Annotated in this window: 12 protein-coding genes; 7 read left to right on the top strand and 5 right to left on the bottom strand. The window is 46.2% G+C overall.

Annotated elements, in window-relative coordinates:
• Positions 1-154: 154 nt before the first annotated feature.
• The 5 genes from DLE54_RS07235 to DLE54_RS07215 form a co-directional block, all read right to left on the bottom strand.
• Positions 155-1,504 carry a PD40 domain-containing protein gene (locus tag DLE54_RS07235; protein ID WP_110816728.1) on the bottom strand — a complete coding sequence of 450 codons (1,350 nt, stop codon included), beginning with the start codon at positions 1,502-1,504 and terminating at the stop codon, positions 155-157.
• 100 nt (positions 1,505-1,604) lie between these two features.
• A complete protein-coding gene (locus DLE54_RS07230) occupies positions 1,605-2,495 on the bottom strand; it encodes a cell envelope integrity protein TolA (protein ID WP_110816727.1) in 891 nt (296 codons plus the stop codon).
• Between the two features lie 77 nt (positions 2,496-2,572).
• Positions 2,573-3,022 (bottom strand): protein TolR, encoded by a 450-nt coding sequence (tolR, locus tag DLE54_RS07225; protein ID WP_011960789.1) that lies wholly within the window; start codon positions 3,020-3,022, stop codon positions 2,573-2,575.
• Between the two features lie 12 nt (positions 3,023-3,034).
• Entirely contained in the window at positions 3,035-3,775 is a 741-nt protein-coding gene (tolQ, locus tag DLE54_RS07220; protein WP_041773711.1) for a protein TolQ, read from the bottom strand.
• Between the two features lie 178 nt (positions 3,776-3,953).
• A complete protein-coding gene (locus DLE54_RS07215) occupies positions 3,954-5,060 on the bottom strand; it encodes an RNA-guided endonuclease InsQ/TnpB family protein (protein WP_110816726.1) in 1,107 nt (368 codons plus the stop codon).
• A gap of 668 nt (positions 5,061-5,728) precedes the next feature.
• Between DLE54_RS07215 and DLE54_RS07210 the strand changes: the two genes are divergently transcribed.
• The 7 genes from DLE54_RS07210 to DLE54_RS07180 all read left to right on the top strand — a co-directional run bounded on the left by DLE54_RS07210 (position 5,729) and on the right by DLE54_RS07180 (position 16,732).
• Entirely contained in the window at positions 5,729-7,024 is a 1,296-nt protein-coding gene (locus DLE54_RS07210; protein WP_011960787.1) for an NCS2 family permease, read from the top strand.
• A gap of 430 nt (positions 7,025-7,454) precedes the next feature.
• A complete protein-coding gene (gene putA / locus DLE54_RS07205; RefSeq protein ID WP_110816725.1) occupies positions 7,455-10,670 on the top strand; it encodes a bifunctional proline dehydrogenase/L-glutamate gamma-semialdehyde dehydrogenase PutA in 3,216 nt (1,071 codons plus the stop codon).
• A 75-nt stretch (positions 10,671-10,745) separates the two neighbouring features.
• Positions 10,746-11,435 (top strand): 1-pyrroline-5-carboxylate dehydrogenase, encoded by a 690-nt coding sequence (locus DLE54_RS07200; protein WP_110816724.1) that lies wholly within the window; start codon positions 10,746-10,748, stop codon positions 11,433-11,435.
• A 253-nt stretch (positions 11,436-11,688) separates the two neighbouring features.
• On the top strand, positions 11,689-12,447 hold the full coding sequence (locus tag DLE54_RS07195; protein ID WP_110816723.1) for an MBL fold metallo-hydrolase: 759 nt from the start codon (positions 11,689-11,691) through the stop codon (positions 12,445-12,447).
• A gap of 217 nt (positions 12,448-12,664) precedes the next feature.
• Entirely contained in the window at positions 12,665-13,294 is a 630-nt protein-coding gene (locus DLE54_RS07190) for a hypothetical protein (protein ID WP_110816722.1), read from the top strand.
• Positions 13,295-13,416: 122 nt separating this feature from the next.
• Entirely contained in the window at positions 13,417-15,396 is a 1,980-nt protein-coding gene (pif1, locus tag DLE54_RS07185) for an ATP-dependent DNA helicase Pif1 (protein WP_110816721.1), read from the top strand.
• A gap of 106 nt (positions 15,397-15,502) precedes the next feature.
• Positions 15,503-16,732 (top strand): type I glyceraldehyde-3-phosphate dehydrogenase, encoded by a 1,230-nt coding sequence (locus tag DLE54_RS07180; RefSeq protein WP_227535011.1) that lies wholly within the window; start codon positions 15,503-15,505, stop codon positions 16,730-16,732.
• Positions 16,733-16,806 lie beyond the last annotated feature (74 nt).

The raw sequence follows: 16,806 nt of genomic DNA, 5'->3' as shown, positions 1-16,806 counted from the left end.
TAACTGATAAGGGCAGCCAGGCGGATAACAGGCCAAATATGCGGTGTTTATATCTTGGTATATTGAACTGAACCCCATAAGTTGGACACAACTTATGGGGTATTTTTATGCTTGTTTTTTGTGGGTTATAGCGTAACGACGCACCCCCATCAGATTACTGGGCGCTGGGTACCCAAACTGGGAATTTGGCGACACCTTCTGTGGGTAGCGTTATGGTCTTACCGCCATCGACGTAGCGAATAACCAGATTGCTGTTTTTGGTACCTTGTGAATATACCACACGCTCACCGGTGGGTGAGAACTTAGGGGCAGCATCGATGCCAGTGGCACCGTAGTTGGCAACATTTGAGCCATTACTGCTCATAATGGCGGCACTACGACCACTTAGATAGCCAATTTTTGTACCGTCCGGGCTTATGCTTGGGTTTGCAGCATATCCACCGCGTGATATTTGTACCGGCGATCCTGAGAAGCTGTAGCGATAAATATTGGGGCGATTGGGGCTGGCATGATCGGAGACGAACACAAAGCTGCCATTTGAAGCGTAGCTTGGACTTAGCTGATCATAAGGCAGACTGATGATTTGTTCTGCTTTACCGCCTTGGCTACTGACTCGGTAGATATCAGAGTCACCATTGACTGTGCTTGAGAATAAAATCTTGCTGCCATCTGGTGAGAAGCTAGGGCTAAGATTACTGCCTTTCATGTCGACCAAGCGGGTTAATTGGCGAGTCTGTAAATCCTGCTTCCACAAGTTGGCACTGTTGTCTTTTAACTGTACTGAGTAAGCCACAAAGCGGCCGTCAGGAGAGATGGCTGGACTATAGATAGCCGCATCGATCACTTGTGCCAATAGGCGTTTGTTACTGCCATCGGCATCACTTAATATCAGCGATGAGGTTTTTGATTTGCCACTGCCTTTTTCTTCAACATAGACCAGTCGAGCGTTTAAGTCGATTTGTTTACCGGTTAGCAGCTCATAGATCCGACCTGCTGCCTTATTGGCAGCCGTTTTTTTATCGACACCCTGAACCATTTGAGTGCCTTTAATAATGCGGCCTTGGGCCACCTCAATGACTTCAAAGGTAATGCTGGTATTGCCGCCTTGTTGCTTGCTGCTGCCAATAACCAGATAAGGAATGCCCAGTTGCTGCCAAGCTGGCAAGGTGACAGCCAGATCATCACGGCTGTGTGGCTGACCGATTAAGCCTTGGCTGGTAATCTTTAAAGGAGTGGCTTGTAAGTTGTTTTCAATCAAGCTTGAGACAGTACTGTCACCAGCAAAGGGGACAAAAGCCACCTGGTTTTGATTGGTCTCCCCCTTTTTGGTAATGGTGGCCTCAAGGTCATACTCTTCTTCAGCTGCCTGAGCACTCACGCTCATCAAAGCAGCACTGGCACCAAGTAAGGATATCAGCAGTGTGGTAGTCATTGCCGCAAAGCTACGGCGAGCGGCGGTATGACCAAAAAGGTTAGGCTGTTGTTGTAAGGGTGTTAAAGTCATGAGTACACAAGTCCTATCTTTGTTATTTTAATGAAATAAAGCATATTAAGACGTGATTGGGATGTAAAGGGCAGCCGTGTAACTAGCGCTGCTTGCTAGGCTATTCAACCACGAAGTTGAGCTTAATTCTACGGGTATTGGTGCCGACCACAGGGGTTAGGGGACTGGCTTGACGGATCGCCGACTCAAGTGATTGTTTTAGCGCCTCATCTGAGGTGTTGGCATTAACGCTCTGAACGCTGCCATTGGCATCGACGGTCACTGATACGGATACCCGAGTACCTACACGTCCTACAGGAGGGTTCCACAAGGGCTTAATCATACCGACTAAAGCCCCACTGATATCGCCACTGCTGGCTTTATTGCTACTGCCTGTGGCCGAACCGCTTGCGGCAGTTGACTTAGTGCTTGAGCCTTCAGCTCCTGAGGCAAAGGTGGCGGCCACTTGACCTGAATCTTGGCTATTGGCTTTTACTTTGGGGGTGTTACTTGTAGGCTGAGAGCTTAGTGGATTTTGCTCGCCAGCAAAGTCGGTTAAATCATCAGGCTGCGTGATATCAGGTGCCTCTAATGGCTCGCTTAGCTCAGGCTCCGAGCTTACGCTGCTTTGAGGCACAGGCTCAGGGAGTGGCTCATTGCGAAAAAATGAAGACATCTTAGAGAAAGTTGACTCATGGCTTAGCTCTGCGGTGTGCGTAGACTCTGGCACTGACTGGGGGCTAAACTCGGGGGTAACCGGCACGCCTGAGGCCATCATGTTGTCACGATTGGCGCGCACTTCTGCTTGCATGGCCGCCAACTCTTCGGGGGTGACAATACTGGTCTCTATGCTAGGTGTCGTCTCTAGCTGAGGAATGCGGTGCAAAAAGATAATAAGGGCCAATATCGAGCCATGCACGATTAGGCTCAAGATGGCCGGCAATAAGATGCCGTTATCTTCAGGCTCTACAGGGATATAAACACTGGGCGCACGATTTAGCACGGATATCATCTCAAATTAAATAAAAATAAAGCGGATAGGGATTATTGGCTCGCAAGCTTAAAACTTATAAAGGCTTTATCTGAGCCTTAAGGTCTAGAGGGCAGCGGCTGAGCGGTTAATAGGCCTACTTTTTCGACCCCCGCTTGTTGCAAATTGGCCATCAGCTGCATGATCATACCGTATTGATTGTTTTGATCGGCATTAATCATTACTTTTACTTGATCGCCGCCCGCTTGAGCTTGCAGACGCACCAAGGTATCAATCAGTTCTTGCTCTGAGACGGGCATATCAATGTCGTTTTCAAAGCTCATAAAAATCTCCCCATTGCTTTTTAGGGAGACGATCACCGGCATTTGAGCGCCAGTCGCGATATTCTCAGTACTGGCTTTTGGCAAGTCCACATCGACGCCGGTGGTGAGCATGGGCGTGGTCACCATAAATATAACCAAAAGCACCAGCATCACATCGATATAAGGCACGACGTTCATGCTGGCATTGAGCTCTTTTTTATGGCGAGAAAAGGGGCTAGCTTTCATAAAATGCTCCTTTTATACCAAAGGGGATTGAATATTTTGAGCCGCTGTGGGTACGTCGTTTGAGCTTGCGACAGGCGCTGCGCCCGTCTCATAGGTTTCACGCTGTAACATACCGGTCATCTCATCACAAAATAAGGCGCGGCTGTCATAGATGCCCGCAGCTTTGGCGGTAAAATGGTTGTAAGCCAATACCGCAGGGATGGCAGCAAATAATCCCATCGCGGTGGCAATGAGGGCCTCAGCGATACCTGGTGCGACAGCCGATAAGCTGACTTGTTCTACCTGAGCCAGACCCAAAAAAGCATTCATGATCCCCCAGACCGTACCAAATAGTCCAATATAAGGGGAGACTGAGCCGATGCTGGCAAGTACCGCAAGGCCTGACTCTAATGATTGCTGCTGACGACCTAAGCCGACACGTAGCTTACGCTCAACACCGTCAATAATGTGGTCTTTAGGCTGACGCTTTTTATTCATACGCAAAAATTCAGAGAAACCCACATAAAAGATATTGGCCAAACCATGTCTGTCTGGTGAATTTTGGATCCCCTGATACAGCTTAGAGAGGTCTTCACCGGACCAAAACCAGTTTTCAAAATGCTGGTCTTGACGCTTAGCAGTCCCCAATCGGGCACTTAAGCGAAAAATTAATACCCAGCAGATAACGGACGCCAACAGCAAAATAGCCATGACGATTTGAACCAGTAAACTGGCCTCGGTAATGAGGGCAATAAGATTGATAGACTCTGGCATGAATGAAATACTCGCTGTAATAAAAAACTCAAGATAAAAGGGGGTTAGCATCGACATAATCCAATATTGCAGATTATGCAGTATAGTGTCGCATACTTAAAGGTATTGTTAATAGATTTTATGGTGCTGGCATAAATTGCAGCTCAAAGCTTGATTGACCATTGACTTCCTCCCCTCCCTAAAGTGAGGGGATTCCTTCTACAAGACGGTCAAGCCCGACCGCAAGGATGTTCTTAGCAGCATTGATATCTCTATCATGCCATGTGCCACACTCAGCACACCTCCATCCTCTTATTCCAAGACCTGCTCTACCGCTCAAGTTACTATCGCTTATTTTAAGACAGTGCGAACAGGTTTGGGTAGTGTAACTCTCATTTACCATCTCAAGCTGACAACCTGCATACTTGCATTTATAGTCCAGTTGTCTTTTGAGTTCAAACCATCCTGCATCGTATGTTGATTTAGCTAGGTTGGTCATCGAATTGGTGAATGAGCGTGATTTAATATCACCAACCACAACTAAGGCGTTGCTCTGCACTAACTGGGTGGTAAATTTATGAATTGCATCTAGTCTTGAATTTTTGATTTTGGCATGGATTGCTTTGACTCGCTGTTTGTTTTTCGCTCTTTGAGCTATTGCAAGCTTTTTAGCCCACTTTTGCGTTTGTTTGGTTGTCAGCTTGTCACCGTTTGAGGTGGTAGCAGACTGCTTTAAGCCTAAGTCAATACCAACGCTGCCTTTGCCACTTGCTTGTCTAGGAAAATCTTTGACGGTAATACAGGCATACCAACGATTACGGCTGTCTTGCACTATCTTAAGCGTATTAATTTGATACAAAGACAAATTGTAGCTATCGAATACGTCTATGATAAGCTTTTGACCTTTACAGAGCGATAGCTGTATGGTTGATTTAAGTGCCTTTTTGCCCGTTTGTCTGCTACGTAGATACTTGATAGCAGACTTTTTAAAGGGTATCCAGCCTAGGCTTTTGCGTTTGGCATCAGGACGATTGGTTCGCCAATTTAGTTTGGCTTTTTTAAATTGTTTACGAGATTTGGCATGAGTTTCGTTGATGGCTTGCAAAGTTTGCGAGTGCAAGCCTAAATACTCACCACTGCCTTTGGTGTATTGGCTTAAATCATAGGCCCAAAAGTACTTACCTGTGCGTCTTAAATGCTCAAAGCTTAACGCATTAATATAGTTCCACGCATAGTTAACACTCCCAGCTAGTTTGTTTAGCTGGTTTACGTGTTTGTCTTTGATGCGTAGCTTGAGTGTTTTCATAGGGTTAGTATGGCGAGGTTAATTTTAACTTGCAATACTTTAAGTACTAACCACGACAGTGTGTGTCGCCTTATATCCACCCCCTGAAGTGGGTGGTTTTACGGCGACCGGTGATAAAGCTTTAAAAATAAAGCGTGATAACAACAACTGATATTAAATATAAAGTAAAAAATATAAGATATAGCTGCTAAAAGTTATAAAAGCATATCCATCGGCTAAAAAAGGTAGACTAATAGACAGACTCATTCAAGGATTAGGCAAACTCAATCGCTGCGCAATTGGGTGCTACTTTAGGTTTATTATACCTGAATCTAACAGTGCCTCCTTATTTTAGTGGCCCATTATGCTCGCTAAAACAGTCAAGATAAACATCATTACAGCCAACACAAGGCCAAGATGACGTCAGTCAAAACAACCTATAAAGCAGTTATGGCTGAACTGAGCTCATTAAAAATAGTGATTATTGACAAATTTGCGTGTATTTTTTTAGCAAAATTAGTAAAGGTGTACTAGTTTTGGCGTGAATCCTTTATAATTCCACCTTTTTTATTTATCTTAATGCTTTATTTCTCTTTGTCTGTTTTCAGTTAAACTGTGAAAAACAGGCGCTATCCTTTGGTTTTTCAACCCAAATAAACTCAGGCTACTATCTGTGCAGGCTATTACTTATGAATGCAATTGAGCGCTATTTTGGCATTGACGGTCAAAACACCACGATAAAAACAGAAATCCTAGCAGGATTGACCACGTTTTTAACGATGGCATACATTATCTTTGTGAACCCCAATATTTTATCCGATGCAGGAATGGATAGAGGGGCTGTGTTTGTGGCAACTTGTTTGGCCGCTGCGGTGGGCTGTTTTATCATGGGTATTTATGCCCGCCTGCCTGTGGCTTTAGCACCGGGCATGGGATTAAACGCCTTTTTTACTTATGGCGTAGTGTTAGGCATGGGATATAGCTGGCAAACGGCGCTAGGTGCTGTGTTTTTATCTGGCTGTATTTTTATCTGTTTAAGCTTATTTAAAATCCGTGAATGGGTGATTGATGCCATCCCTAATAGCTTAAAGCAAGGCATTGTGGCTGGTATCGGTGCGTTCTTAGCGTTTATCGCATTAAAAAGCTCAGGCGTTATTGTGGCCAATGAAGCGACCTTTGTAAGCTTAGGAGATTTACAGCAGTTCTCTCCTGTGATGGCGGCTTTGGGCTTTTTCTTGATTATCGGTCTGGCTTATCGCAATATTCCAGGGGCGGTAACCATTGGTATTTTGGCAGTGACTATCATCGCTTTGCTAAGTGGTCAAGTTGAGTTCCAAGGCATCATGTCTTTGCCACCGGCTATCGCGCCAACCTTTTTACAGTTAGACATCGCTGGTGCCTTTGATATTGGTATGATCAGTGTCATTTTTGCTTTCTTATTTGTCGATTTGTTTGACACCTCAGGCACATTAATTGGGGTAACCAATAAAGCGGGCTTGGTGGACAAAGATGGCAGAATTCCAAACCTTGACAAGGCACTACTGGCTGACTCTACAGCGACAGTGGCGGGCTCATTACTGGGTACGTCATCGACCACAAGCTTCGTGGAGAGTACTGCAGGTGTGGCAGCAGGCGGCCGTACAGGCTTGATGGCTGTGACTGTGGGTGTGCTGTTTTTACTAAGTATCTTCTTTGCTCCTTTAGCCGGTATGATTCCTGCGTACGCCACAGCAGGTGCTATTTTTTACGTTTCTGTATTGATGCTATACACTCTAAAAGATATTGATTGGGAAGATTTGACGGAAGCTGCGCCTGTGGCCGTGGTGTTATTATTAACGCCCCTGACTTATTCTATTGCCGATGGTATTTCGTTAGGTTTTATCACTTACACTGTGGTAAAAGTGTTGACCGGTAAGTTTGAACAAGTTGGCCCTGCGGTGTGGGTATTGACGATTATCTTATTGGCTAAAATCGTCTTTTTATAATCTCTAGCATTGGGCTTGATAGGTATGATAATATTCAGCCATCAAGCTCATAACCTCAATCAACGCCGTAGAGGTTTTTCTTTATCAGGTCATAAGTAGGCATTCTGCGCCTCTTATGGCCTGATTCAATAAAGAAGAAGGCATTAGTGAGTTTGTTTTACCGATACTGCCTATAACTTAGGTGGCTAAAAAGTAATACAGCTTGTGTTCACTAAGCCAAACATTCTTCAACTCATTACTTTGTTAGCCTTACTTTGCCCAAAGTTAACGTCGACTGCCTGTTCGCCAATGGTCTGTTCATAGGTGCGCTAGCGGGTGCTCGTGGTATGGGCTTTATCTTTTAAATTTAGACTTTGATTTTTTTGTGTTTTTATTCTTTTATCCTATTTTTAGACCATTTTAGTGTCACCTGAGTATCAATGGAGTTGATATGAATTTCCCCAATCCGTTTTATCCGCAAAACCCCATTTCTTTTTCGCCAGAACAGGTGCTGGACCCCGCTTTTATTAATAGGCCACCAAGCGAGCTATTTAAGCTAATCTCGCCCTTATATAGTGCCGATGAGGACCAATGGCTTGAGGCTTTATTACCCCTAGCTGAGCCTAGGCTTAAAGAAGGTGTTGACGAGCGTTTGGCCATTAGCGATCAGACAAAAAGCTTAGTGGAGCATGTGCGTAGCAATGACAAAGCGGTCAAAATGGTGGACTCGCTGTTATTAGAGTACAGCCTAGATACCCAAGAGGGTATTTTGCTCATGAGCTTGGCCGAAGCTTTGATTCGAGTGCCAGACAATGCCACAGCCGATGCGCTTATCCGTGACAAAATGAGCGTTGCCGATTGGAAAAAACACTTAAAAGATGACAATGGCTTTATCGTTAATGCCTCAACTTGGGGTCTGATGATGACTGGCCGTGTGGTCAGCGTGGATTCTTCAACCACGGCAGCAGGCTTCTTAGATCGCATGACCAAGAAGATGGGTGAGCCTGTGATTCGTAGCGCCATGCAGCGTGCGATGAAGATTATGGGCCATCAGTTTGTGCTGGGTGAGACCATTGAGGATGCCAATCGCAACAGTCAGCCTTATCGTAATAAAGGATATACTTACTCCTTTGATATGCTTGGTGAAGCGGCGGTTACTCATAAAGATGCCGAAAAGTACTTCAGTGATTATCTGCATGCCATTCGCTCAGCGGCGCATGTGCAAGTCAAAGAGGGTATGCCTAAGCCTTCGGTTTCTATTAAGTTATCTGCGCTGCATCCACGTTATGAAGCGACCCAAATTGATCAGGTGCTAGGCTTGCTGCGTCAGCGTTGTATCTTACTGATTGAAGCGGCGCGTGAGGTAGATGTCGATATCAGTATTGATGCAGAAGAGGCCGACCGCTTAGAGGTGTCGTTAAAATTATTTGAGTCTTTATACCGAGACAACATGACTCAAGACTGGGATGGTTTGGGGCTGGTGGTACAAGGCTACTCGAAACGTGCTTTGGCGGTGCTGGCGTGGCTGGCAAGCTTATCAAAAGAGGTGGGCGACCGTATCCCTGTACGCTTGGTAAAAGGCGCATATTGGGATTATGAAATTAAACTGGCTCAGCAAAAAGGCATTACCGGCTATCCGGTCTGGACCCGCAAAGAGGGTACCGACGTGGCATATCTGGCGTGTGCCCGCTTCTTATTAACTGAGCAAATTCGTGGTGTGTTGTGGCCACAGTTCGCCACACATAATGCCCACACTTTATCGTCTGTGATGACCATGAGTGATCATAGAGACTTTGAGTTTCAGCGTCTACACGGTATGGGCGATGCGCTGTATGATCATATTTTGCAAGCGTACAATATTCCGGTGCGTATCTATGCGCCTGTGGGTGCCCACAAAGATTTGCTGCCGTATTTGGTGCGCCGCTTATTAGAAAACGGTGCCAACAGCTCATTTGTGCATCAGCTACTCGATAAGAGTCATCCTGTTGAGAAGCTGACCGTACATCCTTACGATAAATTGACGGCACATGAAACCCTGCATAACCCTCGTATTCCGATGCCGCTTGATATCTATGGTGGCCGCTTGGCAAGCTTTGGGCCTAATATCTTCGTTGAATCGCAGTGGCAACCCTTTAAAGCGGCCGTTGATGCGCACCTAGCGCAGACTTGGCAAGCCAATCCGATTATCAGTGGTCAACAAATCACTCAAGACAGCCATCAACATTTAACGCTTAATAACGTGGTGGCGCCTTGGAACCATCAAGTGGCTGTTGGTGAGGTGGTGTTTGCTGATGCTGAGTTGGCTGCACAGGCCATTGAAGCGGCGCATCAAGGCCAAGATAAGTGGCAGCAAATCTCTGCCAGCGAGCGTGCGGCCATATTGAAGCGTACCGCTGACTTGTATGAAGACAACTATGCTCAGCTTGTGGCCATGTGTCACAAAGAGGCTGGCAAGACCTTACAAGACAGCATTGATGAGGTGCGAGAGGCGGTTGATTTTTGTCGTTATTATGCCGAAGAAGCTGAGCGTTTAGAGCAACAGACTCACAGCTTTACTGATATCAATGGTAAGCAAGTCACCCAAAAAAGAGCGCCTCGCGGCACCATGGTATGTATCAGTCCTTGGAACTTCCCACTGGCCATTTATACCGGTCAGATCATGGGTGCCTTGGCAGCTGGCAATACTGTGGTGGCCAAACCAGCTGAGCAAACCAGCTTAATTGCTTACTTTGCGGCGCAGTTGATGTATCAAGCCGGCGTACCTGAGTATGCGCTACAATTGGTGACCGGTGCCGGTGAAGTGGGCGGTGCCTTGACCTCATCAGCGCACATTGATGGGGTGGTATTTACCGGATCAACTCAGACCGCGCAGCTAATTAACCGTGCGCTACACTCTGAGGAGCGCTTGCAGCAAGTGGCTGAGCTGTTTGGTGATAAAAAACCACTGCCTATTTTGATTGCAGAAACTGGTGGTCAAAATGCCATGATTATCGACTCGACAGCCTTGCCTGAACAGGTGGTAAAAGATGCAGTAATGTCAGCCTTTGGTTCTGCCGGCCAGCGCTGCTCGGCATGCCGTATCTTGTGCTTGCAAGAAGATGTGGCCGATAGTGTTATTGAGCTGCTAAAAGGCAATATGGCTCAGCTTATCGTGGGTAACCCAACCCAAGTATCGACTGATGTGGGCCCAGTTATCGACCAAGACGCTCAAAAAGGTCTGCGTGCCCATATAGAGCAGATGCGTAAAGATGACCGAGCACGCATTATTGCCCAGACACCGATCAGTGCAGACGCCGCTCATAACCTCAGTAACAGCACCTTTGTATTGCCGACAGCCGTTGAAGTGGCCAGCATTGATGTGATTGGTGGTGAGCATTTCGGTCCTATTTTGCATGTGCTACGTTACAAAGCGGGCAAGTTAGATGAGCTGATTGATGAAATTAATGCCACCGGTTATGGCCTAACCTTGGGTATTCACAGCCGTATTGAGACTGTGGCCAATCACATTGAGCGCCGTACCAAAGTGGGTAATACCTACATTAACCGCAACCAGATTGGTGCGGTGGTAGATGAGCAGCCGTTTGGTGGTAGTGGCTTGTCGGGTACCGGTCCCAAAGCCGGTGGCCCTCGCTATGTGGCCAGATTGACCCAGTGGCAGACGCTATAAGCGCCATTATTGCACTCAATCTCACTCAATACAGGGGAGCTTATGCTCCCTCAATAAGGATATCAAGGAACGCTCATGAGTAAAGTATTTAAACAAGATCAAGCCAAGCAGTGTGAAGCTTGGGCACAGCTTGGTGCGGTCAAACGCAGTCAAATTCTGGCCGCTGCCTGTGACAAATTAGCCGCGCTTAGTGAAGATAGTGTTAAGGCCACTTATTTATTTAATCATCTATTAGCGCAAGCGGCGTCGCTCGATACGGTAAATCGCTTAAGCGGTGCTACTGGTGAGTCGAATGATCTGTATTTGGCTCCACGTGGCAAATCTATGGTGCTTGGCACCGAATCAGCCTCAGCCACTGCCGTCTTGGGACAGCTTGTGGCTGTATTGCTGACGGGTAACGAGGTGATTTTACGTTTTCATCAGCAGCAGGTATGCGAGCAAGCAATTGCTGCCTTGCAAGAGGCCGGTGTCTATCCTGGGGTAATGAGTATTGCCAATGACTCAGAGCTGACCACGTTGCTACACATTAGCCGTCTGGCGGTAATTGCTGCTGCAGGGTCGCTACCACAGCTGGCGCAAATTGGCCAAAACCTTGCCGAAACGGATGGCATACTAACCCAGTTGGTGCCGGTCACTGATCTTGAGGGGCTTAGCCAAATGTTTGCGCCAGATTATCTGGAGCGCTTTTGCAGTGAGCGTGTGAAGACAGTAAACACCACCGCCATCGGTGGTAATGCCAGCTTAATTGAGCTCGGTATGGGCTAGTTTGCTGGTGGTGATTTAGCAAGGTTAAGTCAATAAATTATGCGTGAATACGCTGTGATTGAGCTTAACGCTAAGGCCGTGCAATACCTATTTGAGTATTGCACGGCCTTATTTTTTTAAGGCATCGCGTCAGGCATTATCTAATTTGGTCAAGGCAGTCAAACTGAGCCGTAAAGCCAAAAAAGTGTTTGTGTTACTATGGGAAGCTGGCCATAAGCGATGGTGTGTATGTGATGATGAATAAGGATATTTTATGAGTTTGCCGAATATTATTCAGCTAGATGGGCACATTCAAACCTTGTATTTGGCCGTCTATCCGGACAAGTTGCTGCTGTTAGATGGTGGCTGCCGCTGTGATGTGTCTTTGGTATTAAGTTATATAACAAATGAGCTCAAGCGGCCCATTACTGATTTAAAAATGGTGGTGGTTACCCACATGCATGTGGATCATGCAGGTGGGGCAGTAAGCCTTAAGCAAAAGACCGGCTGCGTTATTGTCTCCTCAGACAATAATACGCAGTGGTATCAGGGTATTCATGGGCGTGCGATGCATGTGATTGATATCGGCTTGGCTTATTATGTGGCCAGACGCTTAGGTAAGCCGCTTAAATACTTGTGGTATCCGGCATATTTGACCCCAGACATTCAGGTAAAACAGGGCGATAGGCTACCAGGCTTTGAGGATTGGCAAGTGATGTCTACCCCAGGACATACCGACCGCGACTTATCCCTTTATCATCCTGAGCTTGAAGTGGTATATACCGCAGATTTAATTGTCAAGCTGCGTCATAAATTCGTCGCACCGATGCCCGTTTATTGGCCGAAGCGTTACCGGCAGTCGCTCGAGATGATTAAACAACTTCGACCAAAGCAAGTGATGATGGCCCATGGTGGTGCAAGATATATCGAGCCGGAGCTGTTTGATCAATTAATTGCAAAAGCTCCCAAGCAGCCATTCACTGTCAAGCGCACCATAAAGCATAAGCTATCTTGGTGGTCTAATAAAAAATAGCCTAAGCAAAAATAAATCAAAGCTGCTTGATGCAACATTTACAAAATCATTCAACGAGTACCTTGACCGCTCAATTGACCCCTCAGATATCAATCATCTCAACATCAAAAACGACATTAACTGACGTATAAAAACCAAAGTTAACGATTGTTGCCTTGTTATGCGCTTAAAAATTGCTTAATCTGAAGGCACATATTAAAAAGGATATAACTCAAATATGGAATCACTATCTTTCATACCGTTAACTGTGGCTTCGGTTTTGTCATCATTTACTGGAACCAACGGAACTGTAGAAGAAGCCGTAATTAGTACCCATACCAGTCCTGAGATTGCAGGCTTATGGGAGCTTGATTTGCAAGCTACCCCTGACTTTGCTGACACAAAAGACAGTGCGGTAAAAGCAGGACAAAGTAAAGAGATGCAAGACTTACTTGCTGCCATTAAGGAATCTAGCCGCGCTAGCCAAGCGGCCGATGATGCCTTAGCAAAGGCTCAAAGCCAAGCGGCAGCCGCCGGCGATGTACAAGCCCGTCAGGATTTATTGGCTAAAGACAGCTGCCGAGAGCGCTATAACTTTGGCGCTGATAGTGCCCTAATCACCACCAGTGGGGCTGAGTGGACATATGGCAAGTATGTGTATCAGCATCAAGAAGAGGGGCTACCAATTATTGCCATTACCACCACTTATGACAACAATGAGCCAGACTGCTCTGGCAGACAAGTGGATCAAAAAGGTGAGGCGATTATTGCGTTTGTCGATTATCAGCCTGAGCAAAGCAAGATGCGTTGGTGTATCGACAAAGACGGCGACAACTGCTTTATGACTTTTCACCAATTACGGCCTTAATTGGGCTGTTATTTAGGTCATCAGATGCTATGATAAAAAGCCACACACCCTTGTTGTGGCTTTGTTATATTTAGCCTTTGACTATTTTTTCTTATTTAATTGATACATAAAAGACAGCATACATGAAACAAGCGACCGCACTGGATATTTTAAAAACGGGCAAGAATGTATTTTTGACCGGCTCTGCAGGCTCAGGAAAGACCTATACGCTAAATGAGTATATCCATTATCTACGGGCGCGCCGTGTGCCAGTAGCCACCACAGCCAGTACCGGCATTGCTGCGACCCATATGAACGGTATCACCATCCATAGTTGGTCAGGGATTGGCATCAAAGATGAGCTAACTGAGCGTGATTTGGTGAATTTATCTCGCAAAAAAGTGCTCAAAGACAGGCTGCAAGAAACAGCGGTACTGATTATTGATGAAATCTCTATGCTGCATGCTAAGCAGTTGAACTTGGTCAACCAAGTCCTAAAGCACATGCGCCAAAACGATAAGCCCTTTGGGGGAATTCAGGTGGTGGTGGCCGGTGACTTTTTTCAGCTGCCGCCTGTGGGCAGCCGAGGTGAGAGTAACCGCGATAAGTTTGCATTTATGTCGCAAGCTTGGCTGGATGCCGGCTTTAAGATTTGTTATCTGAGCGAACAGCATCGTCAACAAAGCGGTGAAGGAGAAGATGCTCAAATCACACTGGATAATATTCTCAATCAAATTCGAGGTGAAAACGGGGTATCCGCTGCGGCCATTGCAGCCTTGCAAAACACCTTTTACCAAGATGTCGATGTCAATCGTACTCGGCTATATACTCATAACGTCAACGTTAATAAAATCAATGAGCATGAGCTGGCATTGTTAGAGGGCGAAACCGTCACCTATAATGCCATTGCTCATGGTGATAATAAACTGGTAGAAACCCTAAAGAAATCAGTGCGTACCAGTGATGAGCTGACCCTAAAGACGGGTGCTAAAGTGATGTTCATCAAAAATAATAGCGAGCTTGGGGTGTCAAACGGCACCATGGGCGAATTGATTGGATTTACCACCATCAAACCGCTCAAGTCGAGCATAGCGACCATTGATGATGGCAGCGCAGATGAGGATGGCTCGGCAGAAGCCCTAGATGAGGCTCTAGAAACGTTAGAGGATGCTGAGGCATTGGCGCACAATGAATCTGATAAGCCCTTAGTCTCTACTGATCGCTATCCTATTGTCCGACTTAATAGTGGCCGGCAGGTGATCGCTGAGGGCGAGGAGTGGATAGTTGAAGATGAGAGCGGCGAGATTTTAGCCAGTTATACTCAAATCCCCCTGACGCTGGCTTGGGCCATTACCATTCATAAATCACAAGGCATGACACTAGATGCTGCCGAAATCGATTTATCCAAGACTTTTGAGCTGGGTCAAGGCTATGTGGCCTTATCTCGCTTAAAATCGCTTGAGGGTCTAAAGCTATTGGGTATGAATGATTTAAGTTTACGCTTAGACCCCTTAGCACGTGGGGCGGATTCACGCTTTAAGGATCTGTCTTTAGAGGCGCAGCAAGCCTTTGAAGATATCGAGCGTGAGGTACTACAAGAGTCGCATGAAAGATTTGTGATTGCCTCAGGCGGCACGTTAAATAAGGCCAATATTGCCGCCTTTGAAAAAGAGTATAAAAACCGCAAAAAAAAGCAGGCGCAAAAGCTGGCTCAAAAAGATAAGCTAAGCAATCAATTAAGCGATCACTCTGAGAGTACCTTAATGGCCACTCGTATCTTGCTAGAGGAGAGCTTAAGCATTGCTGAGATTGCTCAAAGTCGAGGGCTGGCTCAGTCGACCATTATGGGGCATGTGGCGCGTCTTCGACGCCAAGATCCAAGCTTAAACTGTGATCATTTGCGCCCAGATGAGGCAATCTTAAATAAAGTCAGTAAAGCGGTGGATGCCATTGTTGCTGCTGGCGATCCTAATGATTTTAATGCGGCTGATGACAGCACTCAAAGCGTGAAGGGCGGGGATGACTTTGATAAACAGCGTATCAAACTGCGTCCTATCTATGAGTATTTAAAACAGCAAATAGATTATAATACCATCCGCTTAGCGCTTGTCTTTATTGATTGATTCATGGAGGGATCAGCGTATTTATTCATCAAGTCCTGTCTGCTCTGATGGGTCTGAGCTTGGCGTGATCCCCTCCTTATTGTGTATTTAATATTAAGTGGTTGTTATGTCTTCTTTTGCCGCACCAAGCTTAGAGCTGTCCGCTTCAAGCGCTTCTTTGTATCCTCTTACCCAGCCATCGCAGGATGATACCGGCGAGTATCGGCCGCTGCGTGTTGCGATTAATGGGTTTGGTCGTATTGGCCGTAATGTACTGCGCGCTTTACTTGAGCGCTTTGAGGTACTGGGCAAATTGGTACACATTGTGGCCATCAATGATGTGGCCGATGTCGATACATTGCTGCATTTATTACAATTTGACAGCACCCATGGCCGATTAAGCCGATTGGGGGTGAGTGCCAGTATCAAATCAATTAATAAAAATATTGATGTAAGCGGTGAGGCGCTGAGCGCTGAGGCCAATCATCACGCCACTAATATCAATAGCGCCCATTTAGCCAATCAGTTGTGTTTATCCAAAAACAACACCACGTATTGTATTGACCTATTAAGTACCGAACAGCCGGAGCACTTGCCGTGGAGCGCACTGAGTGTGGATGTGGTATTAGAGTGTACCGGTCATTTTCGGTCGTATGAAGATGCCAGTCGCCATTTAACTGCTGGCGCCAAGCAGGTCATTGTGGGCGCTGCACCTTTTGATAAGGTCGATGCCAGTATCGTGATGGGCGTCAATGATGCTGAGCTGACGCGTGATTTGCCCATTATCTCCAGTGTCTCTTGCACCACTCAGGCGTTGGTACCGCTAATTTATGTGCTAGATAAAGCCTTTGGTACGCAGTCGGTAATGATGACTGAAATCCATGCGGTCACGGCCGATCAAAACGTATTAGATCAGCCACATCGAGACAAGCGTAGGGCGCGCGCTTCAGGGCACAATATTATTCCTACTACCTCAAGCAGCATTGCTGCCACCGAGCGCACTTTACCGCATATGTTGGGCAAAATTAATGGTCATTCGATACGGGTACCAACCATTGATGTCGCCGCTATTGATGTCAATTTAGTCTTTGATACAAGTGTCAGCTTAGAGGAGGTGAGAGCGGTGCTAAAAGCTGCGTGTGAGCCAGGAAGTAGCCTATATGGCATTATGGGCTACACTGACCTACCCTTGGTCTCCAGCGACTTTATACATCAGGCTGAGTCACTGATCATAGATGGCCAGCAGCTAATGCAAGTGGGGAATCAGGTTAAGGTCTTTGCCTGGTACGACAATGAGTGGGGTTATGCCAATCGCTTGTTAGACATGTGTTTGCATTTGCAGCAAGCACGCTCGTAAACGATAAATGACATAAGCAACAAGAGTAGAGGATACAACACATAAAAAAAGCCCACTTAATTAAGTGGGCTTTT

Source organism: Psychrobacter sp. YP14 (assembly GCF_003209315.1).
GTDB lineage: Bacteria > Pseudomonadota > Gammaproteobacteria > Pseudomonadales > Moraxellaceae > Psychrobacter > Psychrobacter raelei.
The sequence above is the reverse complement of the archived record's forward strand: the minus strand, read 5'-3'. Positions and strand labels throughout refer to the sequence as shown.